Here is a 23,536-nt window from a genome sequence, read left to right as displayed (position 1 = left end):
CGCCTTTTCGTTATTTCACTGTTAATTTTTTCTCACGGAACACTTCTTGCGCAATAGTTAGCGCATTTTGTACACGCGGGAAACCGATATACGGCACAAGTTGTAATAGTGCCTCGACAATTTCCTTTGGTGTTAACCCTGCATGTAAACCGCGCGTAATATGTGTTTTTGTTTGCGGTGCAGCCCCTTGTGTGACAACGGCTGTAATAACAACGAGCGCACGCTTTTTCTTGCCTAACCCTTCACGTGAATAAATATCCCCATACGCGAACTCCACAATCATTTTGCGTAAATCTGGCGCGATATCGGCTAAAGCATCTGATTGGACCATTTGCTTGAGCGCATCCTCTGTTACATAGTCTTTCATCGTTTCTAATCCCTTTTGAAAACGATCCATCTTCATCCCCTCCACGTAAATTTTACCATAAAGGAGGCTGCTGTTCTTCACTTTCTTTCGTAAACTGCGTCATATAAGGCGCTATGAAAAAAACAGAAAAAATAGTCGTAATAATTAAAATGCTCAATGTATATACACCATGAATTCCTGTCCACTGTAAAGCAATACAAATCGGCGCAATCAGATAAAAAGGTGCTTGTTTTTGCGTTACTTTACGATCAGGATAAATTAACTCTCCACATGCATCGCACGTTTCTCTAAATGCCATTGTCGCCTTTTTACGTGCCTGTTTTCTTGTAAACACTTCACCACAGTGCGGACAGTGTGCTTGAAGTAAATCACGTGTCCAATAAATTTGAAGCAATAGTATTACCGTAATTAAAAAAATACTAAAAATTGCCTGCACAAATAACAATCGATACGGTAAATAAAATGCACCTAGCCAAACAATTGCATGTAATAACAGTACAATAAATGCAGGCCAAATAAATTTCGATGATTTTGACATAAGCTGAACTTTTTGAATAAAAGGATTGTGTTGCCAACGCTTTACTTTTAAACAATTTACAATAAAAAGTGCATAACTAACCATTAGTAATACGAGCGTAGCCGTAACCCATAATGTAATTTCCAAATTTAATGACTGGTATGTGATTTCCTTCTTAATAGCCGGACTCGCTGTTTTATAATTAGTACCATCTTGCATATTAAGCCAAATTAAAAAGACAGCAAGCATAGCAAAAACAGGTCCAATAATGGGCACAAATGATTTTCTCCTATTTATAGAAGGCTGCTTTACTCGCTCCTTCATACGTTCTTTTTGTAATGGGTTTAGGTTCATTTTATTTAATTCTTGTTGCCATTTTTTATGCATCACGTAACACCTCCCATTCATTTTGTGGCAAGTTTTCCTTCAGCTTAGTACGCGCACGTTGTAACCTTGTTTTCACAGTAGATTCCACTATGCCGAGTAGTTGTGCAATCTCCTTCACCTGCATGTCTTCATAATAATACAACAGTAAAACTTCACGATATTTCACTGGTAGTTTCAATACCGCCGCCGTAATCTCACCACGTTCTTCTCGTTGTAAAATCATACTTTCTGTCGCTCGCTGTACCTGCGTAAACGATTCAAAAAATTGATTTTTTCGTGTTTTCCAACTCCGTAAATAATCATAGCTACGATTAATCGTCATTTTCGTTAAATAGGTTTTCATCGAAGCACGCCCGTCATATTGCTGCGTTTGATAGTACTTCCAAAAAACATCTTGTACGACTTCTTCTGCAACTTTTTCATCTTTTGTATAAATAAAAGCGATGCGATATAAATAATCACTATATGTATCGATTAACTCCTCAATCATTGACTACACCTCTTTTCACTCCTTATACGGAATAAATGACAGCTAGGACTCAAAATTACCAAAAAAATAAAAAGGCATACGTCATTCCACGTATACCTTCTACTTTAAGGCTCAAAACTTTTTAACGCATCCTTTGCCAGCTGCTGTAAGTCCCCTGATGCCATCGCAATATGCTCAACTGCATTTGCGACAACGATTTTCGAATAAAACGGAAGCTTCGGTACCACTTTTTCAAGTAGTACTTGCTTCAATTCATCGTCCTGTGATAGCAATCCTTCTTCAATATACGGTGTACTTTCAGTCGGAATTTGATTTAACAACTGTAAAGCCGTATGTTGAAGCGTATCATCTTTTAATGCTTCCAGGATCATCGCTATATTGGCCGTTACTTCTGACATCGGTGCTTGCTTTAATGCTTCGATTTTTTCACGTTCCATTTCCTCACCTCTTAAACTCGTCTTAAAAATGCGGCTACCATCTCTTGACCTGTTTCAGTCCCAATCGATTCAGGGTGGAATTGTAAGCCAAAGACTGGATACGCCTTATGTTGAATGGCCATAATTTCACCGTCATCACTCGATGTTGCGATTACTTCAAAGTCAGCGTGTAGCGTTTTCGGGTCAATAATTAACGAGTGATAGCGCATCACTTCAACCTCACCTGCAAAGTTTTCAAATAAACTGCGATTGTCGTACGTCAATGTACTTGTTTTCCCGTGCATAATATGAGTCGCTCTGACAACATCTCCTCCGAACGCCTCACCAATTGCCTGATGTCCAAGACAAATGCCTAAAATCGGAAACTCTGTGTACAATTCACGAATAATATCAACCGTCATCCCTGCTTCCGCTGGTGTACCTGGTCCTGGTGATAAAACAATCGCATCTGGCTTCATATTGCGGATCTCTTCAATCGTTAACGCATCATTACGAACGACCTTTACTTCTGGTCCTTGTGAGGCAATTTGATGGTATAAATTATAAGTGAATGAATCATAATTATCGATTAATAAAATCATTTCCGCACCTCCAGCAATGCACGCGCCTTATTTAACGTTTCTTCGTATTCAGACTCCGGTACAGAATCATACACAATACCCGCGCCTGCTTGCACATACGCTTTCCCGTCTTTGACAATCATTGTACGAATGGCAAGCGCTAAATCCATATTTCCTGTTGTGGAAATATAGCCAATCGCGCCGGCATACACACCGCGTTTTTTCTGCTCTAGCGCATTAATAATTTGCATAGCACGAATTTTCGGTGCTCCCGATACTGTACCGGCTGGCAAACTCGATGCGAGTACATCGATCACATGTGCATCCTCTCGTAAGTCGCCAATCACTTCCGATACGATATGCATGACATATTTATAACGTTCAATATTCATATATTTCGTCACACGAACTGACCCAATTTTTGACACGCGCCCTACATCATTGCGTCCGAGATCAACTAACATTTTGTGCTCCGCAATTTCCTTTTCATCGGCTAATAATGCAGTGGCAATCGCTTCGTCTTCTGCTTTTGTTTTTCCGCGCGGCTTCGTACCTGCAATCGGATTTGTTGTAACGACACCATGTTGAACTTTCACTAAACTTTCCGGAGAGGTACCTAAAATCGTATAATCACCAAATTCCACATAAAACATATAAGGAGATGGGTTATTGGCCCTTAATTTTCGATACAACCCAAATGGATTGCCGTTAAAATGTGCCTCGAACGTTTGAGATAACACTACTTGAAAAATATCCCCGTTACGAATATGTTCTTTTGCCTTTTCAACCATGTCGATAAAGTGTTGTTTTTCCATCGTTGTTTGGAATGAAATCGCTGGCGGTTCTTGAACCGACTGTACTTGTTGTGTATTTAACTGTGCTTCCATTTGCGCAATCGCTTGCTCCATATCCTCTTGTGTTCTGCCTGTTTGGAATAAATCAATCGCTACCACCGTTACCGTTTGCAGCAAATGATCAATCACGATAAATGTGTCATAGAAAAATACATGCACATCCGGCATATCGTACACATCATTTATGATTTCACCGATCCGTTCAAAATGAAAAGCTGTCTCATATCCGAAATAACCAATAGCTCCTCCAAAAAAAGCAAATGGATAATCGCCTGTGCGCATTGGAAGACATTTTTTTAACTGTTCTAATACTGATCTATTTAACTCAGTCGTTTCACTATTTTGCGTATAAGTGCACGTTGTTTTACCGCCTTTCAATTCGGCAATTGGATTTGCAGCGATAAACGAATAACGTCCACTCTCTTCATATTTCGTATTCGATTCAAATAAAACTTTGTGCTCACCTTGCAGTGCATTAAAAATGGAAATAGGTGTTAACATATCCCCTTGAATTGTCCGCACTACATAATCTTTTGTCTCAACTGTCATCTCAACTATCCTCTCTCAGCTAATTTTGTACGCACACAAAAAGGCCCTCCGCGTGAAAGGACGGAGAGCCGTGGTGCCACCTTCATTGACTACTTAGAAAAACATCAATCCACCAACATAAGGCGAGATGGTATGTTTACTTATGCGGATTGCTATCATTTACCTGTCCGCTAAAAGTAGTCCACTTTTATGCTCGTAACGTGAGCGTAACGGCGAAGCATTTCCTCCTCGCAGCTAGAAAACCCATTCATGCTATAATCTGCACTAGCTTCCACCAACCGCTAGCTCTCTTTAGCTTCCTATAACACTACTCTTTTTCATTATCGCTTTTACTTACAACTTATTTTAATATAAAATTTCTTATTATTCAAATTATTTATAGATTGACTTACATTTCCACTCGTCGTATAAACCCGTAGCAATAAACGGAAGTGGTTACGCACTTCGTTTCGGCAAAGATATATGCTTCTTCCTATTTTAAACAAGGTTCCCCCTTATCAAAGCAATCATTTTGTGTCTGTCGCTTTCATTGTTACTTCCATTTGTTAAAATAGAACTTTTTCATACCCCTAATTGCGTTACATAGCGAAATTGATATACAACTTAATTTAAAATAAGTGTTAAATCAGGACTTTTCACCTAAATGGCACTTATCCTCATTTAAGTTGTATATTAAAATCCACGAATAGCGATTTGGTTATTTTTTTAAGCACCTATATAATTTTTTCACTAAAAAAATATACGTTATCATTTTTTCTTGTTATGATACTAATAATTTTATCATTTTTAATGAATACGCATATGACAAAGGCGCATATCCCCCATGCCAAAACCTCATGCATTTTTCAAAAAAACGCGATTATATTCATTTTTCATCCTAAAAAGAGCTTTTTTTGCTCTCTGTATACAATTTATTTTTAGTAAATTTCCATCTTTTTTATCACAACAGTTCGTCGAAAAGCGATCTATTTTGAATCAAAGCATTCATTTTTTTGCCAAAATACAAGCAAATGAGAGGATTTACTTACAAGGTTTAGCTGATTTTTGAAGTTAAGAATATATTTTAGTATTGCACTTATATACTTAATCTTTTTAAACATTCGGGAAAAACACTTTATCTAAAAATAAAAGCGGTGATGCTTCAAATTGTTTTTCATCTAACACAATCGCTGAAAGCTCAATACGGCGCAATTGTAATTCATGAATCACTTCTTCTAAAATAGCGGGCGGTTCAAATGTATTAGCCGCTATCAATAGAAATTCTCCGCCTCGTTTCGCCTCGTATTGATCAAAAAGGGAAAGTGCTTGCTTATAAAGCTCTGCCATATCGGTATATTCTTTTGTTTTTATATACTGCACACCTTTGACGGCCGTTGTTAAAAGGCTTCCATGCGGAAATAAAAATTGCTCATCTTCTGTTAACACAATACAGTCCCGCTGCTGTATCGCACATAATTCTAAAAGCGGGAACATCAATCCTTGTGCTTGAATTTCAAAATTCCCCATAGCTCGTGATGTATCTAACCCTATAATTAATGGGGCAATGACATCCAGCTTTTGTCGGAACGGCCCATATGTAGCCTCTCCTTCCATTACCACAGTTGCTATTTTCCCTATACGAGTTTGAAAATCTGCAGCAATGGCTAGCGCCGTTCTAAATTGTGCATCGTTTGCAAACTGCTGTAAAAATGCTTGTTGTTCTTCTTCCATTAGTTGCTGAAACATTTTACTGCTATATAAAAAATGGTACACATCATCGTAAAATAATGTCCTCACTTTATTGTCACACACCTTATGTTCAAAATGGAGTTATTAGTTCATCAAATAAACTTGTACAAGCGAGGTATATACAACTAGTTCTTTTAAGTACGTGAACGACGATCAAATACATGTTCTCCATGTGCTCTTAGTAATAAGCTACTACATAATAGCAAAAGGGATGCTACACTAAACAAAATGACACCTGGGACAACATATTGAAGCAATAATAAAACGATGCTTACACTTAACACAATTCCCCCAATGATTAAACATGCTACACTATCTTTCATTAACCATCTCTCCTTCCAAAAAATATTCATTTATTCCTGTTTTTCTAACTTTCAAACAGTTTATGCAATAATTTCTCCTTCGACATACGGTATGCCCAAATAAAAAAATATTATGCTTTTTATTTTTTGAAACTTTTTCCACATTTCATCCGTATATAAGATTGAACTAAATTAAAGGAGATGGATTTATATGAAGAAAAAGTTATTTATCGGAATGGCTATTGGATCAGCTGTACTTGTTGCTGGATGTGGTAGTACAGCAACCGTTCAAGACAATACATCAAACACTTCTGACTTAACACTAGAGCAAGTATTTAAAAAAACAATCGAACGTCAACAAGAAATGAAAAGTGTAAAAGCTGATATGCAAATTTCTCAAGAGATGGAAACGTCAATGGGTGATGAATCATTCGCCATGACATCTAATTCTGAGATGACAATGGAGACAGTCGTCGACCCTATTCAACTATACGCTGAAGGAACAACCGCTATGGTTGATGCTGAATCTGGCGAAGAAATGAAAATGCCACTTAAAATGTATATGACAGAAAAAGACGGTTTTTATATATACGAAGAAACAATGGGTGGATGGTTTAAAATGCCAAGCGAGCAATACGAAGCCATTCTAGGTCAAGCTGGTATGATGCAAAACGATGCAGCTGAACAATTACGTCAACTTGAACAATTTGTAAAGGATTTCACCTTCGAACAAACAGATGATAATTTTATTTTAACGCTAAATGCTGAAGGTGACAAATTTATGAACTTTTTACTTGAACAAATACAGTCTACACTAGGAGAAACACCTGAAGAATTAACGACTGGTTTAGAGGGAACAAAAATTGAAAATGCAAAATACGTACTCACAATTGATAAAGAGACATTTGACTTAACGAATATGGTGATGGATATGGCGATGACAATGGATGTGGAAGACATGACAATGAAAATCGACCAAAGCTCCACGATTGATTATTATGATTTCAACTCTATTGACAGCATTACCATTCCACAAGACGTGCTTGACAATGCACAGGAATTAAATTTTTAACATAAAATCCCCATAATTACTTTAACGAAAAAATGGTGCGCTTTTTTGCGTACCATTTTTTATGTATTATTCAGCTAAATAAGAACAACAGTAATCTGTTACGGTTTCTACTTTTAGTTGGAAGGAGCTGTTAGCTGGTACGTAAAATACACCTTTTTCATCAATCGTTTCCCACTCTGCTCCTTGAAGCTTGTACGACAGCTTGCCTGCTAAAATTTCCATTTCCTCTTTTAAACCTGTTGAAAATTCGTATTCTCCGGGCAACATAATACCTAGTGTTTTTTTAGTTCCATCTGCAAATACTACAGTACGACTCGTTACTTTCCCGTCAAAGTAAATATTTGCTTGTTTTTGTAACGTTACATTATCAAAAGTAGTCATAAAAATGCCCCTCTCTTTCTTGTGTACTTACTATAGCACAAAAATAATACGTGAAAAACATCATTACCTAAAAATTCCGTCTTTTATTTATACTTTTTTGTGCTAAAAACGATCGTAAAAATCGATAATACGTTTAAATTATTAATGCAAGAAGGAAACACTAACGAAAAAGATTATGGGAGGTTATCTTAATGTTGCATTATGAACTGAAAGGAAGCGGCGATGAAACGCTTGTGATTATTCATGGTTTTTTAGGAGACATGACTATTTTTAATAAAGTTATTGAAGAATTACAACAACACTATGAGTTAGTTCTGATTGATTTACCTGGGCATGGGAAAAGTAAAATGGCACAAGAAAATTATACGATATACGACTATGCACAAGGGATTGTCAACGTATTAACACAAGAAAAAATCGCAAATACGGCATGGCTCGGACATTCTATGGGTGGCTATATCGCACTTGCTGCACTGGAGCGTAATATGGCGAAAATAGACAAATTGATTTTAGCTTATTCTTCGGCATCCCCTGATTCAGCTGAAACACAGAAAAAACGCGATGAACAAATGAAAGCCATTAAACAAAACGGTGTAAAAGCATTTGTAGACAACAGCATTGATGCATTTTTTAGTAAAGAAGCAGATAATAAAAATATCGAGTTTGCCCGGAATATCGCTTACAAAGCAACAGAAGAAGGGCTAATCGCTGCATTGCAAGCAATGAAAGAGCGCCCAAATCAAACACAGCTACTCCATGAAACATCTACACCAATCCTTGTCATTGAAGGACAACATGATACGATTGTTTCACCAATAGAAACGGACAATATTGCCGTCCAGAAAATCGTCACAAATACTGGACATATCGGTATGCTTGAAGATGATAAGGCATTTTTAAAGGCAATCAAACAATTTTTAGGGTAAAAGGAAAATGGGTCGGGTTACTCGATTGTTGCAATCACTTGAGATGACTCCGACCAACTCTTTTTACAGCAGTTTTTCACCGAATAGTGAACCAATTAACGCAACAGCAACCTCAGCTGTTTTATTTTGATGATCTAATATCGGGTTTACTTCTACAAATTCCGCTGATGAAATGAGGCCACTTTCTGCCAGCATCTCCATTGCTAAATGGCTTTCGCGATATGTAATCCCGCCAAGCACCGGTGTCCCTACCCCTGGACATTCTATCGGATCAAGCGCATCTAAATCGAGCGATAAATGGACCCCATCTGTTTGCTTTAAATAATCCATCGTTTGTTCCATCACAGCTGTCATACCAAGCTTATCGATTTCATGCATCGTAAATACTTTAATCCCTAATTGATGAATCAGTTTCTTTTCTCCATCATCTAATGCACGGGCACCTATTAATACAATATTTTGGGGCTTTAGTTTACTAGAACCAATGAATGTCAGCAGTGGATGCCCTAAACCTAAATTCACAGCTAATGGCATACCGTGGATATTGCCTGACGGCGACGTTTCGGGAATATTTAAATCACCGTGTGCATCATACCAAATGACCCCTAAATTCTTTTTTGACTTATTTATCGCAGCTAATGTACCAATTGAAATACTATGATCACCACCAAAAATGAGCGGAAATACACCGTCACCTAGCATGTTTAAAACACGCTCTTTTACTGCTAAACTCGCATCAACAACAGACTGTAAATTTTTCAAATGAGCGTCTCCTTGTCGAGATACACAGCGCCCCTTCACGATAATATCGCCATAATCAACGACTGTATAATGTAACCTCATGAGACGTTCTTCTACACCCGCATACCGAATAGCACTAGGTCCCATATCGACCCCACGTCTTGCTTGCCCTAAATCCATCGGTACCCCAAGTAACCCTACCGTTTTCATGCTTCTCCTCCCCCTTACTCTTATTGTACGCGTGAAATGAAAAGCAATTCAATGATACATAAAAAGAATAGACCCCTTCCATGAATGGAAAGGGTCCTGTTATTAGTTATTTAATTCATAATGCTCACCTTTGACTAAATAAAACAAATGCTCTGCAATATTTGTCGCATGGTCTGCACAACGCTCAATATAACGAGCGATAAATGATAAATACGTAATTTGCGAAATATTTTCCGTTGAAACACTTGTTAAGCGAAGTAAATTACTTACTGTATCGCCGTATAGTTCATCCACTTGATCGTCTAAGTCAGCAATTTCCTTTGCTTTCGTTGTGTTCTCTTCAACAAACGCCTCTAAAATTTGTCGTAGCATAGATACCGTGCGGAAGTGCATATCTTCCAACGTTTCGATTGGTGTAATAAATGGTTCTTTCCCGATACGAATCGTTTCTTTCGCAATATTGACAGCATAGTCACCAACACGTTCCATATCAGCAGAAGCTTTGACCATCACCATTAAGCGACGTAAATCTCTCGCCACCGGTTGCTGCTTTGCAATGAGTAAAATCACACGATCGTTGATTTCCTCTTCTAGACGGTTAATTTCTATGTCCATATCGATAATTTCTAATGCTAAATCAATATTTTTCTCTGTAAATGCTTTGAAAGCGAGCTCTAATGCATCGATTGATTTATTACATAAATGAAGCAATTCTTGTTGCACGCTTTGTAAATCATTCTCAAATCTTTCACGAACTGACATACTTTTCTCCCCCTTATCCGAAGCGACCTGAAATATAATCCTCTGTACGTTGATCTGTTGGAGTAGAGAAGATTTTATCAGTCTGATCAAATTCAATAATTTCACCATTTAGGAAGAACGCTGTCTTATCAGAAATACGGGCAGCTTGTTGCATATTATGCGTTACAATAATAATAGAATATTTCTCTTTTAATTCTTGCACAAGCTCCTCTACCTTTAACGTAGAAATTGGATCTAATGCAGAAGTCGGCTCATCCATTAAAATCACATCTGGCTCAATCGCTAAACAACGCGCGATACAAATACGTTGCTGCTGTCCACCTGATAAACCGTAAGCATTTTGATGAAGACGATCTTTTACATCATCCCAAATCGCCGCTCCGCGCAACGACTTCTCCACGATTTCATCTAATGTTTTTTTATTTTTAATACCGTGAATACGTGGACCGTACGCAATATTATCATAAATTGATTTTGGGAATGGGTTTGGCTTTTGGAATACCATACCTACACGCGTACGTAATTCTTCTACTTCGTAATTGCTATCGAAAATATTGCGACCACGATAGTTAATTTCACCTGTTGTACGTACGATTGGTACTAATTCCACCATACGATTTAATGCCTTTACATACGTAGATTTCCCACAACCAGAAGGACCAATAACGGCCGTTACTTCATTTTCCAAAATATCAATATTCACATTTTTTAGGGCATGATGTTCGCCATACCATAAATCAAAATTTCTCGTTGCAAATACGACATCTTTCTTTGTCGATGTTGCAAGTGTAGGCTTTTGCTCATTGACGATAATCTTCGGTGTCACCTTTTCTGCTACATGTACCATCGTACACACTCCTTAATAACGTTTTTGGAACTTATTTCGAATCAATACTGCAATCGAATTCATTAACACCAGCACTGTCATTAACACAATAATGCCCGCTGCTGCCACGTATTGAAACTCTTCCTGAGGTCGCTTAGCCCAGTCGAAAATTTGCATAGGCAATGCCGTAAACGAATCCATAATACCTGTTGGTAGGAATTGTAGAATAACAGGGATCCCGATTACAACAAGCGGTGCTGTTTCCCCGATTGCTCGGGAAAGGGCTAAAATACTACCCGTTAAAATCCCTGGAATCGCAGATGGTAACACAACACGGACAATCGTTTGCCATTTTGTTGCGCCCATACCGTACGATGCTTCACGTTGCTCATTTGGTACTGCACGAATCGCTTCCTGCGCGGCTACAATGATAACAGGTAAAATAAGTAAGCTCATTGTAAAACCGGCAGCTAAAATACTTTTTCCTAAATCCATCATTCGTACAAAAATCGTTAACCCAAGTAAACCGAATACAATCGACGGTACACCTGCTAAGTTTGAAATGTTCATGCGAATAAAGTCATTTAATTTATTTTTCTTTGCATATTCTTCTAAATAAATAGCTGTCGATACACCTAAAATAATCGACACGGGTGCAACAACACACATAAGCCAAATCGATCCGATTAAGGCTGCCTTAATCCCTGCTTTTTCAGGAATACGAGAGGCAAAATTTGTTAAGAAATCAACATTCAAATAACCGATTCCTTGGGAGAAAATACGAAATAACAAAACAGCTAATGAAATAAGCGCAAAGCTTGTTGCTACAATGAATAATGCCTTCCATACTTTGTTGAGCGTTAAGCGTTTGCCCATTCGCTTCATCACAGCAGTATTATCTATATATTTCATCTTAATACTCCTCTCTGAAGCGTTTTGAAATGTATTGTGCTAGTAAATTCATTATTAATGTGAAAATAAATAATGTAAATCCTACTGCATAAATCGAATAGTAAATTGTTGTACCATAACCAGCATCACCTGTTGTTACTTGTACAATATAAGCTGTCATCGTTTGGATAGAGCCTGTGAAACCAAAGTCAAAGAGTGGTGTTGATCCCCCTGCTAAAGACACGATCATTGTTTCACCAATAGCACGTGAAACGGCTAATACAACAGATGCCACGATACCTGATAGTGCGGCAGGTAAAACAACTCTAATCGCTACTTCAAACTTTGTAGAGCCTAAGCCAAGTGCACCTTCACGAATCGAATTCGGTACTGAGCTCATCGCATCTTCTGACATCGAGGCAATCATCGGTAAAATCATAATCCCTACAACAATACCAGGACTTAATGCATTAAAGATTTTTAACGATGGAATGACTTGTTGAAGCACTGGTGTCACAAATGTTAAAGCAAAGAAACCATACACAATTGTCGGTACACCCGCTAATACTTCTAAAATCGGTTTAACAATTCGGCGCACCTTATCAGATGCATATTCACTTAAATAAATAGCTACACCAAGCCCTAATGGTACCGCTACTATAATCGCTATAAATGTAACTTTAAACGTCCCTAAAATTAGCGGTAATACCCCATATAAAGGATCTTTCCCTGAGAAAGGCAACCACTCTGTGCCAAATAGATAATCTGTAATGGAAATACGAGTAAAGAATTCAAATGTTTCGAAAATCAGTGTAAATACAATCCCAAACGTTGTTAGGACTGAAAGCGCTGCTGCTGCAAATAAGGCAATAGGTACAAGTTTTTCAACGATTTTCTTGCCTTTTTTGTTACGGGAAGCAGCAATCATTGACTGTACCGATTGATTAGCCATACTATCTCCCTTTCTTAATATGAAAAGTCTAGATCAAAACTGTGACGAAGTGGCACGGTTCTTTTTTAGAAAAAAACGTGCGGTAAGTCGGTCTTACCACACGCGCTTTTTTATTTTAATGCTTCTAGTGCCGCTAAACCTTCATCATATTTTGCTTGTGGTGAACGTACATAGCCTGTTAGTTCTGCCATATCGCCTGCATTTTCAAGTGCGAATTTAACGAAGTCATATGTTGCTTCATTTTTTAAAGCTTCATTTTTTACATATACAAATAGTGGGCGTGATAATGGTGAATACTCACCTGATTCAATTGTTTCGTTCGTTGGCTCTACACCGTCGATTGATACAACTTGTAACTTATCTTGGTTTGCTAAGTAGTAAGCATAACCGAAGAATGCAATCGCATTTTTATCAGCAACAACACCTTGTACTAATACGTTATCATCTTCTGATAATGTTGCTGTTTTTACTAAATCTTCACCATCTAAAATGACTTCATCAAAGTAGTCATACGTACCAGAATCAGAACCTGGTGAGTAAAATACTACTTCTTCAGCTGGCCAAGATGGGTCGATATCAGACCATTTCTTTGTTGTGCCATCTTCTACCCAAAGTTTTTTTAATTGGTCTACTGTTAAATCCTTAGCCCAAGTGTTTTCTGGGTGAATCACGACAGATAAACCATCGTAAGCAATCTCGAATTCTGTATAGTCAATGCCTGCATCTTTTAAGCTTTGAGCTTCTGAATCTTTAATAGGACGAGAGGCATTTGAAAAATCTGTTTCACCGTTGATGAATTTTTCGAACCCACCACCAGTACCTGATACGCCGACAGAAACGCGCACATCACGTTGTACACCTGCGTATTCTTCTACGATCGCCTCCATAATTGGTGCTACAGTAGATGAACCGTCACCTAGTACATCACCTGATAATTGTGCTGCGCCTTCTTCTGTTTCTGTTTCTGCACCGTTTGCAGTTGTTGAATCTTTGTCATCACTACATGCCCCTAATAATAGTGCAGAACCTAATACCGCTGTCATTGTTAAGTACTTCCATTTTTTCATTGTGAATGTCCTCCAAATCAAAGTAAGTATTCTTACAAGTTTCACTATAGATTTGTATTATTGAGAACATATAAACGAATTGTTAAGCGTACGTAAATTAGTGTGAAACAATGTAAATGTCAAACATCACATGTTACGTAAAAAGGAGCGATTTCATAGACCTACGCCTATGAAATCGCTCCTTTTATTATTATTCATTTACTTTTTCTTCTTCTTCATCTTCATCCAGAATGTCTTTTGATAGAGCTGGTAAAATGTCTTGCTCTACGGTATTCGTTAATTTCCCATCAGTTGCACGCTTTTCTTTTAGCGCAAAATAAGCATCTAACACTTCTCTAGCAATATAGTTATTATAAGATGTATATCTATTGTGGTTTGTCGTAGCCCAAGGAATGACTACTGCATACGCTACTTCAGGATTTTCATATGGCGCAAAACCAACATGAATAAGGCTTAACACTTCTGTACCGTAGCGCTCCTTTTGTGGTCCGTAATAGACTACCTCTGCCGTACCTGTTTTACCTGCTGCTGTATAAGGTGTATCATAAAATTTACTTCTAGCAGAACCATAAGAACCGACATACACACGACGTAAGCCTTCTTTTACATGCGCAATTTCTGCATCTGTGTTAGAAATACGGTTTAAAATTTTCGGCTGTACTTCTTCTACTAATGTACCAAGCTTTTCACCATCAGCAGAAGGGTTACGGATTTCTTTTAGTAATCGAGGCTGAATACGATAACCACCATTCGCAATAGTAGAAATATACTGTGCGAGCTGAAGTGGCGTATACGTATCAAACTGGCCAATTGCTAAGTCGAGCATTTTACCTGGCGTATCCATTACCCCTTGGTATCCCGTCATCTCTCCCGGTAAATCAATACCTGTTTCAACCCCTAAACCAAACTGGGCATAGCCGTTGCGCATACGTTGCAGCGTATCATCTTTCAGCCTTAATCCCATATTTCGGTAATAGTTCGTCCCCCCCATTTTAATGGCTAGTTGGAACATATACGAGTTGGATGATTGTTCTAAAGCTCTTACGTCATTCATCGCAATGGCGCCACCACGGTTAAATACCGAGCTTTTTGGCTGTGTACCTGCTAGTAAAATAGGCTGATCGACTAAAACGGTTCCTGGTGAAATAACCCCTTCATGATAAGCGGTTAATACTGTTGCAGCCTTCACTGCTGAACCTGCTTCATAAGCAGTTGTAAAGGCACCATAAGAATAATCAATCATATAGCGCTCTCGCGTTTCTTCGTCATACTCAATTTTCTTTCCGACCATACTTAAAATTTCACCTGTATTCGGATCCATCATAACGTAAAATGCTCGGTCTAACAGTGACGCACCGCCTGAAGCTTTCATTTGTAATAAATATTTTTCAACAATACGCTCTGCTTCTTGTTGCAATTCCATATCAAGCGTTGTGACTAAATCTTTCCCTGGTTCGCCTGCATAGGTTGTAATCGTTTCAACGACTTCGCCTTTTTTATTTGTTAAGTTTTTGACAACGGATTTTTCACCTTGTAATAACTCTTCATACTCTGCTTCAAAATAACTTTCCCCCACACGATCATTTCGCGAATATTCGCGAGCAAGGTAGTAGTTTAACTTACTTTTCGGAATCCCTTTGCTCGGTGTTGTTGTACGTCCGAGCACAGCGAGCGATGCTAAACGTACACGTTTCCAATCTGTTGTCGTATTGACACCTGGTAATTCTGATAATCGTTCAGATACTAGGGCAAATTCTGCATCCGTTACATTTTCACTTTTAATAATTTGTGGCGATAGATTATAGCCTGACGTCATCTCACGGTAAATGGCTAGCACTTCCAAATCAAAATCCGTTAGCTGGGCTAATTCTTCTTCCGTGATCCGTTCGAGAATACGACGATTATATTCTTTATCTACTTCACTTTCTTCAATATTCTCATTCGCTTTACGGAATTCCTGCATTTCTTTATCCGTTACTTTTTCTTTGGCTGCCTCATTATTATTCAAAATCCAAAAGTCTTGCTTGTCGCGATAGGTTACACGATTTGTCGGCATATCAATCAATTGCGCTAAATCTTTTGCCACCTCTAACATTTCATCTCTTTTCGTCGTTGGCAATTTCGTATACGTAATAGCATTTTCAGGCTGATTATCGACTAAAATACGACCGTATCGATCATAAATACGACCACGGGGCACACTTGTGTTGACACGTACTTCTTCTGTTCGCTCTAATTCAAGTACATAATCTTCCCCTTTGACAATTTGCAAGTAGCCTAGACGAAAAATCAATATTGAGAACAATAAAAAGATTGAAAAGAAAAGGATGTTCATGCGAAATGTTAAATTTGCACGTTGCTTTGCTTTAGCATTCTTATTGTTGTTATTCGGTATCGGTTTTCGCACCTTCCGTTCCCCTTTCTTTTAAACTATTTCAAATTATACTTTTTCGGTAAAAATTGCGGATAGATTTTTTATAATACAATCGGGTTTATATTTTAACCGTTTTGAAATCATTTTTCATGGCTAGGTTGGAAATAAACACTTATAGATCGTTCTTATTCGAGGATCCATGAAACGTATACTTTCCAATACGCTAAAAAACCCATGCCCTTTAGTATAACATTATCTTCTATTAGAAAAAAGGTGTGATTACGGCATACCCGTTTTTAATAATGACTAGGTTGGTCGCGAAAAGGTTTCCATTTTTCCTGATATCTTGTTAAATAATAAAAGAGGATATACATCGAGGTGAATTACATGGAATTATTCGCTGTTGGAGTCGGAGGGGCAGTTGGTGCATTGCTCCGATATTGCCTAAGCCAAATCGTTATATATGAGGGTGGATTTCCACTCGCAACATTGATTGCTAATTTAGTTGGGTGCTTCCTGCTTAGCTTTATTCTGAGTGGAACGTTATTTAATAACTATCCACATATACGACTTGCTTTAACAACGGGTGTACTTGGCGCTTTTACAACCTTTTCTACATTCAGCTATGAAACGGCTACACTCGTTTCTGATGAATTATATGGAACCGCTTTTCTTTACATTAGTTGTTCGATGATTGGTGGTCTTTTTCTTAGCTTGATTGGCTATAAGCTTGGGAGTGGAGGTGTTCCATCATGATTTTTGTCATGATTGGTGGATTTTTTGGCGCGATTAGTCGATTTATTGTGAGTAAAAAATTATCTACTATTCATAAAGGCTTTCCATTTCCTACTTGCATCGTTAATATAATAGGTGCTTTTTTGTTAGGGCTCCTTATAGCCAATGATGTTGCCGATACATTGTATCAATTAGTAGGGATTGGCTTTTTAGGTGCCTTTACAACTTTTTCTACATATAGCTATGAAACGCTGCAACTTGTGAAAGCACGGCAGTTTGGGTTGGCGTCTTTTTATTGGATTGGGAGTGTTGTTTTAGGGGTAGGCGCTTTTTTTATTGCGCTGTTCATTTCGTAAAAACTAATTTAGCCGCTATACACTTATACTTTAGGCAATAGAAAATACCTCTAATGTTAACATTAGAGGTATTTTTTATATGAATAGCAAACTGTAGATTTCGAAGAACAGCAAAAATCTTCGCGATTATTTTGCACCTGTCGCTTCGCTTTCAGTGCAGAAATAATAAAAATCGCCTAGTGCCGATTTTTATTATTTAGCTGCTTGGAATTTAGCTTCTACTACGTCCCAGTAGTGCTCCTGCCGCTTCGCTTTCGTCGCAAACTGTAGATTTCGAAGAACAGCTAAAATCTTCGCGATTACTTTGCTTCTTGGAACTTTTTCTCTACTACGTCCCAGTTCACTACGTTCCAGAATGCAGTGATGTAGTCTGGACGACGGTTTTGGTAGTTTAAGTAGTAAGCGTGCTCCCACACGTCTAAACCTAAGATTGGTGTTTTACCTTCCATTACTGGAGAGTCTTGGTTTGGAGTTGATGTTACAGCTACACCGTCACCCTCAACGATTAACCAAGCCCAACCTGAACCGAAACGAGTTGTTGCCGCTTTAGCGAACTCTTCTTTGAATGCATCGAAAGAACCGAATTTAGCGTCGATTGCTTTTGCAACCTCACCAACTGGTGTATTCGAACCGCCTGGCGCGATGACTTCCCAGAATAATGTGTGGTTTGCGTGACCGCCACCGTTGTTACGTACAGCTGTTTGCTTATCCGCTGGTAGAGCGTCTAAGTTCGCAATTAGTTCGTTGATGTCTTTTTCAGCGAATTCAGTACCTTCTACTGCTGCGTTTAAGTTTGTTACATACGTATTGTGGTGTTTAGAATGGTGGATTTCCATTGTGCGTGCATCGATATGTGGTTCTAATGCATCGTAAGCATAAGTTAATTCTGGTAATTTGTAAGCCATAATTAAGTTCCTCCTTGAAATAAATAGAATTAAGATGATTCCACTAACTAAGGTATCAAAATTAGCCCAGACGTTCAACTAAAAAAGCACTCAAAATGGCAAATCAGCCTTTTGACGGAAATTTAAGTAGATTAAATAGCGATCACAAATAATATAATCATAATTGCTTGCAAAATGCCCTTTGTGATCACCGATGTTAAAAAGCCGACCAGTGAACCGATGCCTGTTTTTAATGCTTGCTCCCAATCTGATTTTGTGATAAGAAGCTCTGCTATTACCGCCCCTAAAAATGGACCAATTAAAATACCAGCAAACGGAATGACAAACGGTCCGACGAGCAATCCGATTGTACTCCCCCACATGCCTGCTTTTGAGCCACCAAATTTCTTGACGCCAATTAAATTCGAAACTGTATCTGCACCAAATAATAACACAACTAATAAAATCTCAATTAACCAAAACCACCAAGGCAGTTCACTAAAACTATAAAATAAACCGTATACGACAAATCCACCTACTATAAACAGCACCGATGGAATAATCGGATAAATGAGCCCAATAAATGCAATCGCAAAAAATGCAATGATTAAAATCCATGCAACGATATCCATAAAACCTCTCCTTTCTATTCGATTTACGTACAATACGCCAAAAGGTTTCAAGCAATGTTCATTTTCCTTCTACACTTTTCATGGTAAACTTGCGTGTGGAGGAGAAACGACATGAAACACTCACAATTATTTATTGATAGTTTAATAAACCCTAAAAAATTAGCCGCCTACCGAATTTTATCCATTGGAAAAGTCATTCAATATGTATTTATATTGATTACCCTTATAACCGCTTTTTCATTCGGGCAATTTACAACAGGCGTAAACGAAAATGTACTAAACATCGATGGCTTACCGGAGTACCTTGCTGATATTCAGTGGTTACTTTACCCATTTGCCTTTATTTTCTTATTTATTTTTACGACTCTATTAATTTTTGCACGTATTAGTTTATATGCATTGGCTGGTTATTTTTTCAGTAGAATCATGAAACGCCGCGGTGAATATCGTCATATTTGGCGTACCGCTGCTTTTGCCGCTACATGGGCAATACTCATTTCCATTGTCTCTGAGATGTTCCCATTATCAGGCACGTGGACTACTTTAATAGGAATCTTTATCACAATGTTATTTATTATCATTGCTTTAACAAAATATCCAAAACAGTCCTAAAAATAAGCATGAATCTCTCATTCACACATATAGTGTTGTGCAAGGAGGGATTTTTTTGCGCTTACTTTTATGGACCGTTCTATTTTTTGTTGTTGCCGCCGTGATTAAAATTGACTTACAGGAAGGTACATTACCTTTAGCAGAGTTTTATGAAGGCGATTGTGTACAAATAGTTGAATATGAAACCGTACGTGTAAAAGTCACTCCAAACGATACCATTTATAGTTTATTTGCGGCAGTACCTTACGAATATAATATCTCTCAATCCGAACGACTTACTCTATTTTTTCGATATAATCCACATCTTGAAAAGCAATCATTAGTTGCTGGTGAAGAAGTTTTAATCCCGATAAAACCAGTAAATCGTTGTGAAAAATAATAAATCAGTTATTCTTCCTTGTTTTTTACTTTCACAGACTGCTAAAATAGGTTTCAGTGACGGCTTATGTATTAAAGCCCGAAAAGGAGAGAAATGAAATGAGTGAAATCGTTCACCGTACAAAAACACGCCCTGTACGTGTTGGTAATTTAACGATTGGTGGTAACAATGAAGTAGTTATTCAAAGTATGTGTACAACAAAAACACATGATGTAGAAGCCACTGTTGCAGAAATTAAACGTTTAGAAGAAGCTGGTTGTCAAATCGTGCGTGTAGCTGTTCCTGATGAGCGCGCAGCTGATGCGATTGCCGATATTAAAAAACAAATTAACATTCCGCTTGTTGCAGATATTCACTTTGACTACCGTTTAGCATTAAAAGCGATCGAAAACGGCATTGATAAAGTTCGTATTAATCCAGGGAATATCGGTCGTCGTGAAAAGGTAGAAGCAGTTGTTAACGCAGCGAAAGCGAAAAATATTCCGATTCGTATCGGTGTAAATGCAGGTTCATTAGAGCGCCATATTTTAGAAAAATACGGCTACCCTACAGCTGATGGGATGGTTGAATCAGCGCTACACCATATTAAAATTTTAGAAGACCTAGACTTCCACGACATTATCGTGTCGATGAAAGCTTCTGATGTAAACTTAGCGATTGAAGCCTATGAAAAAGCGGCACAAGCATTTGACTATCCGCTACACTTAGGTATTACAGAATCAGGTACCCTATTTGCAGGTACAGTCAAATCAGCTGCTGGTCTTGGTGCTATTCTTTCGAAAGGCATCGGTAATACACTTCGTATTTCACTTTCAGCAGACCCAGTAGAAGAAATAAAAGTCGCACGTGAATTACTAAAATCATTCGGTCTTGCATCGAATATGGCGACATTAATTTCTTGCCCTACTTGTGGTCGTATCGAAATTGACCTGATCTCGATTGCAAACGAAGTAGAAGAATATATTTCTAAACTAAATGTACCATTAAAAGTAGCTGTATTAGGTTGCGCGGTGAATGGTCCTGGAGAAGCTCGTGAAGCAGATATCGGGATTGCCGGTGCGCGTGGTGAAGGCCTTCTATTCATGAAAGGGAAAACAGTGCGTAAAGTACCTGAAGAAACGATGGTAGACGAACTGAAAAAAGAAATTGATAAGCTGGCTGCTGAAATGGCACAACAGCGTGAAGCTGACACAAAAGCGAATGCATAAGAGAGGTGTTTCCGCGTGACATCCAAAACAAAACCACGCTTTGGGATTGATATTGATGGAACAGTTACATGCCCTGCGACATTAATTCCACATATTAATAAAGAGTACAATGTCAATATTACACTGAATGATGTAGTCGAATATGATTTTTTAAGCGCATTCCCCCATCCAATCGACCGTGCTAGCTTTAACGCATGGTTTAAGGAAAATGAACCAGCTATGTATGCAGTAAGTGAAGCAGCAACACATGCAAAACAAATTTTAAATGCCTGGGAAAATGTATATGAGCTATTTTATATATCAGCTCGTGGGGAAAATGTGTTTGATGTGACAACGAATTGGTTCCAAGAGCAACAAATTCCTTATCATCATATCGAACTCATCGGCAGTCACGATAAAATTGCAGCGGCTCGCCAATATCAGGTTGATGCGTTTTTCGAAGACAAACATGATAATGCCGTCATGATTGCAGAGGAACTAAATATTCCGGTGTTGCTATTTAATACACCATATAACCAGTTATCTATTCCTTCAAATGTTATTCGTGTCAACAACTGGCTCGAAGCAAATGAATGGATTCAAAAAAAATTTTAATAAAAATGCTTGTTGTCATCGCACAACAAGCATTTTTTATGCCTAATAAAGGTCTAATATTCCTTTACTCCAACGTGTTACAAAGCTTTCAAATGTAATGCCGTAACGCCCATATATATCATGATAGACAAAATAAACACCTAATTTATCGAGAATTTCATCATCAATACGCATAATCGTACTTACCCCCTCCTACGAGTTATTTCCACCCTAATCTACCCACAACTTATTTTTATGTTCACTACCGACATATTTGGATTTCTATTTATTCACCAGCAGTGCATAAAGATGTTAAAAAATATTCACATAAACCTGGAAAGTTAACGTTTTTCAGGGCAAAAGATTTAGTAAGATGAGTACAAGATGAGATGTATAAAATACGGAGGAATTACCATGCGAAAATTATATACGATATTATCAACAAGTATGCTTACACTTTGTTTAGTAGGGTGTTCAGATACTCTTGTACAAATTAAAGATGCTGCATCTGGTATTAATTCAGCAGCCGATCAAGCGGCAACCGCTATCTCACAAGACGTGCATTCCATTCGAGCAATTGAAGTCACATATAACGATCAAACATTTACAATCAACGACCTATTTAAATCCATTCTACGTGATGTGCAGTGGCATTATGAGCCAAGCCAACAGGAAAATGTATTACTAATTACTGGCACTTGGCAACCTAGCTTATTTGATGCATACGGCATTAATCAGACAATCGACAATGAATTAGCTATTCATGGGGAAGTAACAATTGAACTGATGGTCGAAGAAAATATGATTCATGAAGAGAAAACGAAAGTTACACTTGTCCAACAGACAGAAACCCTTTTAGAGGAAAACGGACAAGACATTTTGCACTACTTATACGACTATTATACGGTGAATAAAATCACCTCTAATTAGGTGTGACGTAGTAATGATATGTAAAAAATGGTACTTTACTAACTTTTACTACATTTTATTTTAAAATAAAATGTAATATAACAACTGTTTAGGGGGCTCACAACATGTCGTTATTTTTTATTAAGCATACACACGGTATTCATGAAATTACAGATGTCAAAAAACACAAAACGAATATTGAATTACGTACAGCTACCGGAGAGATTTTACATCTGATCGTCATTACAGATGAAAGTTACACAGTTTATGATGATCGCTTTGCCGGTGCAGCCAAGCAGCTAAATTCTATTGAAGTGTACGATATTGCTGGTAGCTTCCGCAATATCGATTTTGACAATATGCGCCAAATGTTTTCAAATGCCTTTACTGAACTCCTTGAGACACTGTCTCAATTTGTCGGATCAAATCAACTCGTTAATTTAGATGAAATTCGTCATGAAGTGAGTGACCACAATAAAGGCTTACACTTTAAAATCATTACAGATACAAAAATGTACGAATATAATATATAACTCGTACAATCAGAAGGTTGCGGATACGATAAAAAAATGAGCTCAAAACGATTAAGCCGTTCAGTTCAGTGGTACAAACATTCGAATTAGCGAAATTTTAACAAGTAAATTATCACTGAAATTGACGCAATCGTTAGCATTATTACTAACACATAAAAGGAGCTGTCTGAAAAAACATTTTGAGACGGCTCCTTTGCGACGAGGATGGTGGCATTTTGATGTGACCACCGCAGGAGCAATATTTCTGGTCCTTTGTCAATTGTTGGGGTAGCTTTTGAGAGAACGATAGAATTTGAGTATCCAATAAACCTTTCCTGCCATC

30 protein-coding genes and 1 other annotated feature are annotated in these 23,536 nt (G+C 37.9%); of the genes, 10 read left to right on the top strand and 20 right to left on the bottom strand.

The features are described from left to right. Positions 1-10 precede the first annotated feature (10 nt). From AC3II9_RS10970 to AC3II9_RS10935, 8 genes are all read right to left on the bottom strand, one after another. Positions 11-403 (bottom strand): carboxymuconolactone decarboxylase family protein, encoded by a 393-nt coding sequence (locus AC3II9_RS10970; protein ID WP_431029816.1) that lies wholly within the window; start codon positions 401-403, stop codon positions 11-13. Between the two features lie 16 nt (positions 404-419). Continuing rightward, positions 420-1,271 carry a hypothetical protein gene (locus AC3II9_RS10965; protein WP_489155411.1) on the bottom strand — a complete coding sequence of 284 codons (852 nt, stop codon included), beginning with the start codon at positions 1,269-1,271 and terminating at the stop codon, positions 420-422. After that, positions 1,264-1,761 carry a sigma-70 family RNA polymerase sigma factor gene (locus AC3II9_RS10960; RefSeq protein WP_489155409.1) on the bottom strand — a complete coding sequence of 166 codons (498 nt, stop codon included), beginning with the start codon at positions 1,759-1,761 and terminating at the stop codon, positions 1,264-1,266. Before AC3II9_RS10960 ends, AC3II9_RS10965 begins: the two co-directional genes overlap by 8 nt. 104 nt (positions 1,762-1,865) lie before the next feature. After that, positions 1,866-2,198 carry a hypothetical protein gene (locus AC3II9_RS10955; protein WP_391371734.1) on the bottom strand — a complete coding sequence of 111 codons (333 nt, stop codon included), beginning with the start codon at positions 2,196-2,198 and terminating at the stop codon, positions 1,866-1,868. Between the two features lie 11 nt (positions 2,199-2,209). Continuing rightward, positions 2,210-2,779, bottom strand: a complete 570-nt coding sequence (locus AC3II9_RS10950; protein WP_489155407.1) for an anthranilate synthase component II — start codon at positions 2,777-2,779, stop codon at positions 2,210-2,212. After that, complete coding sequence (gene trpE, locus AC3II9_RS10945; RefSeq protein WP_489155406.1) at positions 2,776-4,161, bottom strand: anthranilate synthase component I; 1,386 nt, start codon at positions 4,159-4,161, stop codon at positions 2,776-2,778. The genes AC3II9_RS10950 and trpE overlap by 4 nt, the downstream gene beginning before the upstream one ends. 53 nt (positions 4,162-4,214) lie before the next feature. After that, positions 4,215-4,494, bottom strand: a binding site (T-box leader). 759 nt (positions 4,495-5,253) lie between these two features. Continuing rightward, positions 5,254-5,937 (bottom strand): hypothetical protein, encoded by a 684-nt coding sequence (locus tag AC3II9_RS10940; protein ID WP_489155405.1) that lies wholly within the window; start codon positions 5,935-5,937, stop codon positions 5,254-5,256. 86 nt (positions 5,938-6,023) lie between these two features. Next, positions 6,024-6,212 (bottom strand): hypothetical protein, encoded by a 189-nt coding sequence (locus tag AC3II9_RS10935; protein ID WP_489155403.1) that lies wholly within the window; start codon positions 6,210-6,212, stop codon positions 6,024-6,026. A 190-nt stretch (positions 6,213-6,402) separates the two neighbouring features. Here AC3II9_RS10935 and AC3II9_RS10930 point away from each other — a divergent pair, with 190 nt between their 5' ends. Beyond that, the gene (locus AC3II9_RS10930) at positions 6,403-7,263 is read left to right on the top strand and encodes a DUF6612 family protein (protein ID WP_489155401.1); all 861 of its coding nucleotides are present in this window, start codon (positions 6,403-6,405) and stop codon (positions 7,261-7,263) included. 66 nt (positions 7,264-7,329) lie between these two features. On the opposite strand, the gene ppnP is transcribed toward AC3II9_RS10930, so the two are convergent. Continuing rightward, a complete protein-coding gene (gene ppnP / locus AC3II9_RS10925) occupies positions 7,330-7,644 on the bottom strand; it encodes a pyrimidine/purine nucleoside phosphorylase (protein ID WP_391371717.1) in 315 nt (104 codons plus the stop codon). A 191-nt stretch (positions 7,645-7,835) separates the two neighbouring features. On the opposite strand from ppnP, the gene AC3II9_RS10920 reads away from it, so the two are divergent. Next, positions 7,836-8,570, top strand: coding sequence for an alpha/beta fold hydrolase (locus AC3II9_RS10920; RefSeq protein WP_489155399.1), 735 nt, complete (start codon positions 7,836-7,838; stop codon positions 8,568-8,570). Positions 8,571-8,633: 63 nt separating this feature from the next. Here the strand turns inward: AC3II9_RS10920 and rocF are convergent, their stop codons facing one another. From rocF to AC3II9_RS10885, 7 genes are all read right to left on the bottom strand, one after another. Continuing rightward, positions 8,634-9,521, bottom strand: a complete 888-nt coding sequence (gene rocF, locus AC3II9_RS10915; RefSeq protein ID WP_489155397.1) for an arginase — start codon at positions 9,519-9,521, stop codon at positions 8,634-8,636. Positions 9,522-9,623: 102 nt separating this feature from the next. Beyond that, positions 9,624-10,283, bottom strand: a complete 660-nt coding sequence (phoU, locus tag AC3II9_RS10910) for a phosphate signaling complex protein PhoU (protein WP_391371708.1) — start codon at positions 10,281-10,283, stop codon at positions 9,624-9,626. 13 nt (positions 10,284-10,296) lie between these two features. Beyond that, on the bottom strand, positions 10,297-11,130 hold the full coding sequence (pstB, locus tag AC3II9_RS10905; RefSeq protein WP_489155395.1) for a phosphate ABC transporter ATP-binding protein PstB: 834 nt from the start codon (positions 11,128-11,130) through the stop codon (positions 10,297-10,299). A gap of 12 nt (positions 11,131-11,142) precedes the next feature. Further along, positions 11,143-12,021, bottom strand: coding sequence for a phosphate ABC transporter permease PstA (gene pstA, locus AC3II9_RS10900; RefSeq protein ID WP_391371703.1), 879 nt, complete (start codon positions 12,019-12,021; stop codon positions 11,143-11,145). Position 12,022: 1 nt separating this feature from the next. After that, on the bottom strand, positions 12,023-12,952 hold the full coding sequence (gene pstC / locus AC3II9_RS10895) for a phosphate ABC transporter permease subunit PstC (protein ID WP_489155393.1): 930 nt from the start codon (positions 12,950-12,952) through the stop codon (positions 12,023-12,025). A gap of 110 nt (positions 12,953-13,062) precedes the next feature. Further along, entirely contained in the window at positions 13,063-14,019 is a 957-nt protein-coding gene (locus AC3II9_RS10890) for a PstS family phosphate ABC transporter substrate-binding protein (RefSeq protein WP_489155391.1), read from the bottom strand. Between the two features lie 190 nt (positions 14,020-14,209). After that, positions 14,210-16,426, bottom strand: coding sequence for a peptidoglycan D,D-transpeptidase FtsI family protein (locus tag AC3II9_RS10885; protein ID WP_489155389.1), 2,217 nt, complete (start codon positions 16,424-16,426; stop codon positions 14,210-14,212). A 354-nt stretch (positions 16,427-16,780) separates the two neighbouring features. On the opposite strand from AC3II9_RS10885, the gene crcB (AC3II9_RS10880) reads away from it, so the two are divergent. Continuing rightward, positions 16,781-17,149: a fluoride efflux transporter CrcB gene (gene crcB, locus AC3II9_RS10880; protein WP_489155387.1), complete on the top strand. Its 369-nt coding sequence runs from the start codon at positions 16,781-16,783 to the stop codon at positions 17,147-17,149. Continuing rightward, positions 17,146-17,484: a fluoride efflux transporter CrcB gene (crcB, locus tag AC3II9_RS10875; protein ID WP_489155385.1), complete on the top strand. Its 339-nt coding sequence runs from the start codon at positions 17,146-17,148 to the stop codon at positions 17,482-17,484. The genes crcB (AC3II9_RS10880) and crcB (AC3II9_RS10875) overlap by 4 nt, the downstream gene beginning before the upstream one ends. 299 nt (positions 17,485-17,783) lie before the next feature. Here the strand turns inward: crcB (AC3II9_RS10875) and AC3II9_RS10870 are convergent, their stop codons facing one another. Both AC3II9_RS10870 and AC3II9_RS10865 read right to left on the bottom strand, forming a co-directional pair. Next, positions 17,784-18,389, bottom strand: coding sequence for a superoxide dismutase (locus AC3II9_RS10870; protein ID WP_391371685.1), 606 nt, complete (start codon positions 18,387-18,389; stop codon positions 17,784-17,786). A 131-nt stretch (positions 18,390-18,520) separates the two neighbouring features. Next, positions 18,521-19,000, bottom strand: coding sequence for a DUF456 domain-containing protein (locus AC3II9_RS10865; RefSeq protein ID WP_489155383.1), 480 nt, complete (start codon positions 18,998-19,000; stop codon positions 18,521-18,523). Between the two features lie 111 nt (positions 19,001-19,111). Between AC3II9_RS10865 and AC3II9_RS10860 the strand changes: the two genes are divergently transcribed. From AC3II9_RS10860 to AC3II9_RS10845, 4 genes are all read left to right on the top strand, one after another. Further along, positions 19,112-19,612: a DUF1189 family protein gene (locus tag AC3II9_RS10860; RefSeq protein ID WP_489155381.1), complete on the top strand. Its 501-nt coding sequence runs from the start codon at positions 19,112-19,114 to the stop codon at positions 19,610-19,612. Between the two features lie 55 nt (positions 19,613-19,667). After that, the gene (locus AC3II9_RS10855; RefSeq protein WP_489155379.1) at positions 19,668-19,991 is read left to right on the top strand and encodes a hypothetical protein; all 324 of its coding nucleotides are present in this window, start codon (positions 19,668-19,670) and stop codon (positions 19,989-19,991) included. A 98-nt stretch (positions 19,992-20,089) separates the two neighbouring features. Beyond that, a complete protein-coding gene (ispG, locus tag AC3II9_RS10850; RefSeq protein ID WP_391371675.1) occupies positions 20,090-21,199 on the top strand; it encodes a flavodoxin-dependent (E)-4-hydroxy-3-methylbut-2-enyl-diphosphate synthase in 1,110 nt (369 codons plus the stop codon). Positions 21,200-21,214: 15 nt separating this feature from the next. Next, on the top strand, positions 21,215-21,793 hold the full coding sequence (locus AC3II9_RS10845) for a hypothetical protein (protein ID WP_391371672.1): 579 nt from the start codon (positions 21,215-21,217) through the stop codon (positions 21,791-21,793). 42 nt (positions 21,794-21,835) lie between these two features. Here AC3II9_RS10845 and AC3II9_RS10840 read toward each other — a convergent pair whose 3' ends face one another. Continuing rightward, positions 21,836-21,967, bottom strand: a complete 132-nt coding sequence (locus AC3II9_RS10840) for a hypothetical protein (RefSeq protein ID WP_391367267.1) — start codon at positions 21,965-21,967, stop codon at positions 21,836-21,838. A 219-nt stretch (positions 21,968-22,186) separates the two neighbouring features. Between AC3II9_RS10840 and AC3II9_RS10835 the strand changes: the two genes are divergently transcribed. Further along, a complete protein-coding gene (locus AC3II9_RS10835) occupies positions 22,187-22,702 on the top strand; it encodes a hypothetical protein (RefSeq protein WP_489155377.1) in 516 nt (171 codons plus the stop codon). A 104-nt stretch (positions 22,703-22,806) separates the two neighbouring features. Next, positions 22,807-23,214: a hypothetical protein gene (locus AC3II9_RS10830; protein WP_489155376.1), complete on the top strand. Its 408-nt coding sequence runs from the start codon at positions 22,807-22,809 to the stop codon at positions 23,212-23,214. Positions 23,215-23,300: 86 nt separating this feature from the next. On the opposite strand, the gene AC3II9_RS10825 is transcribed toward AC3II9_RS10830, so the two are convergent. After that, a partial coding sequence (locus tag AC3II9_RS10825) for a hypothetical protein (protein ID WP_489155374.1) occupies positions 23,301-23,536 on the bottom strand: 236 nt, incomplete at its 5' end.

This window comes from Lysinibacillus sp. RU7 (assembly GCF_057837305.1).
This window is presented reverse-complemented; position numbering and strand designations above follow the sequence as displayed.

What these genes read in the sequence shown, in the direction of transcription:
- AC3II9_RS10960 (WP_489155409.1), bottom strand. Translation starts at nt 1,761, where the DNA reads ATGATTGAGGAGTTAATCGATACATATAGTGATTATTTATATCGCATC.
- AC3II9_RS10970 (WP_431029816.1), bottom strand. Translation starts at nt 403, where the DNA reads ATGAAGATGGATCGTTTTCAAAAGGGATTAGAAACGATGAAAGACTAT.
- rocF (WP_489155397.1), bottom strand. Translation starts at nt 9,521, where the DNA reads ATGAAAACGGTAGGGTTACTTGGGGTACCGATGGATTTAGGGCAAGCA.
- AC3II9_RS10840 (WP_391367267.1), bottom strand. Translation starts at nt 21,967, where the DNA reads ATGCGTATTGATGATGAAATTCTCGATAAATTAGGTGTTTATTTTGTC.
- pstB (WP_489155395.1), bottom strand. Translation starts at nt 11,130, where the DNA reads ATGGTACATGTAGCAGAAAAGGTGACACCGAAGATTATCGTCAATGAG.
- AC3II9_RS10950 (WP_489155407.1), bottom strand. Translation starts at nt 2,779, where the DNA reads ATGATTTTATTAATCGATAATTATGATTCATTCACTTATAATTTATAC.
- pstA (WP_391371703.1), bottom strand. Translation starts at nt 12,021, where the DNA reads ATGAAATATATAGATAATACTGCTGTGATGAAGCGAATGGGCAAACGC.
- ppnP (WP_391371717.1), bottom strand. Translation starts at nt 7,644, where the DNA reads ATGACTACTTTTGATAATGTAACGTTACAAAAACAAGCAAATATTTAC.
- AC3II9_RS10835 (WP_489155377.1), top strand. Translation starts at nt 22,187, where the DNA reads ATGCGAAAATTATATACGATATTATCAACAAGTATGCTTACACTTTGT.
- AC3II9_RS10965 (WP_489155411.1), bottom strand. Translation starts at nt 1,271, where the DNA reads ATGCATAAAAAATGGCAACAAGAATTAAATAAAATGAACCTAAACCCA.
- AC3II9_RS10865 (WP_489155383.1), bottom strand. Translation starts at nt 19,000, where the DNA reads ATGGATATCGTTGCATGGATTTTAATCATTGCATTTTTTGCGATTGCA.
- AC3II9_RS10935 (WP_489155403.1), bottom strand. Translation starts at nt 6,212, where the DNA reads ATGAAAGATAGTGTAGCATGTTTAATCATTGGGGGAATTGTGTTAAGT.
- AC3II9_RS10860 (WP_489155381.1), top strand. Translation starts at nt 19,112, where the DNA reads ATGAAACACTCACAATTATTTATTGATAGTTTAATAAACCCTAAAAAA.
- phoU (WP_391371708.1), bottom strand. Translation starts at nt 10,283, where the DNA reads ATGTCAGTTCGTGAAAGATTTGAGAATGATTTACAAAGCGTGCAACAA.
- trpE (WP_489155406.1), bottom strand. Translation starts at nt 4,161, where the DNA reads ATGACAGTTGAGACAAAAGATTATGTAGTGCGGACAATTCAAGGGGAT.
- AC3II9_RS10930 (WP_489155401.1), top strand. Translation starts at nt 6,403, where the DNA reads ATGAAGAAAAAGTTATTTATCGGAATGGCTATTGGATCAGCTGTACTT.
- AC3II9_RS10870 (WP_391371685.1), bottom strand. Translation starts at nt 18,389, where the DNA reads ATGGCTTACAAATTACCAGAATTAACTTATGCTTACGATGCATTAGAA.
- ispG (WP_391371675.1), top strand. Translation starts at nt 20,090, where the DNA reads ATGAGTGAAATCGTTCACCGTACAAAAACACGCCCTGTACGTGTTGGT.
- AC3II9_RS10955 (WP_391371734.1), bottom strand. Translation starts at nt 2,198, where the DNA reads ATGGAACGTGAAAAAATCGAAGCATTAAAGCAAGCACCGATGTCAGAA.
- AC3II9_RS10890 (WP_489155391.1), bottom strand. Translation starts at nt 14,019, where the DNA reads ATGAAAAAATGGAAGTACTTAACAATGACAGCGGTATTAGGTTCTGCA.
- pstC (WP_489155393.1), bottom strand. Translation starts at nt 12,952, where the DNA reads ATGGCTAATCAATCGGTACAGTCAATGATTGCTGCTTCCCGTAACAAA.
- AC3II9_RS10920 (WP_489155399.1), top strand. Translation starts at nt 7,836, where the DNA reads ATGTTGCATTATGAACTGAAAGGAAGCGGCGATGAAACGCTTGTGATT.
- crcB (WP_489155387.1), top strand. Translation starts at nt 16,781, where the DNA reads ATGGAATTATTCGCTGTTGGAGTCGGAGGGGCAGTTGGTGCATTGCTC.
- crcB (WP_489155385.1), top strand. Translation starts at nt 17,146, where the DNA reads ATGATTTTTGTCATGATTGGTGGATTTTTTGGCGCGATTAGTCGATTT.
- AC3II9_RS10830 (WP_489155376.1), top strand. Translation starts at nt 22,807, where the DNA reads ATGTCGTTATTTTTTATTAAGCATACACACGGTATTCATGAAATTACA.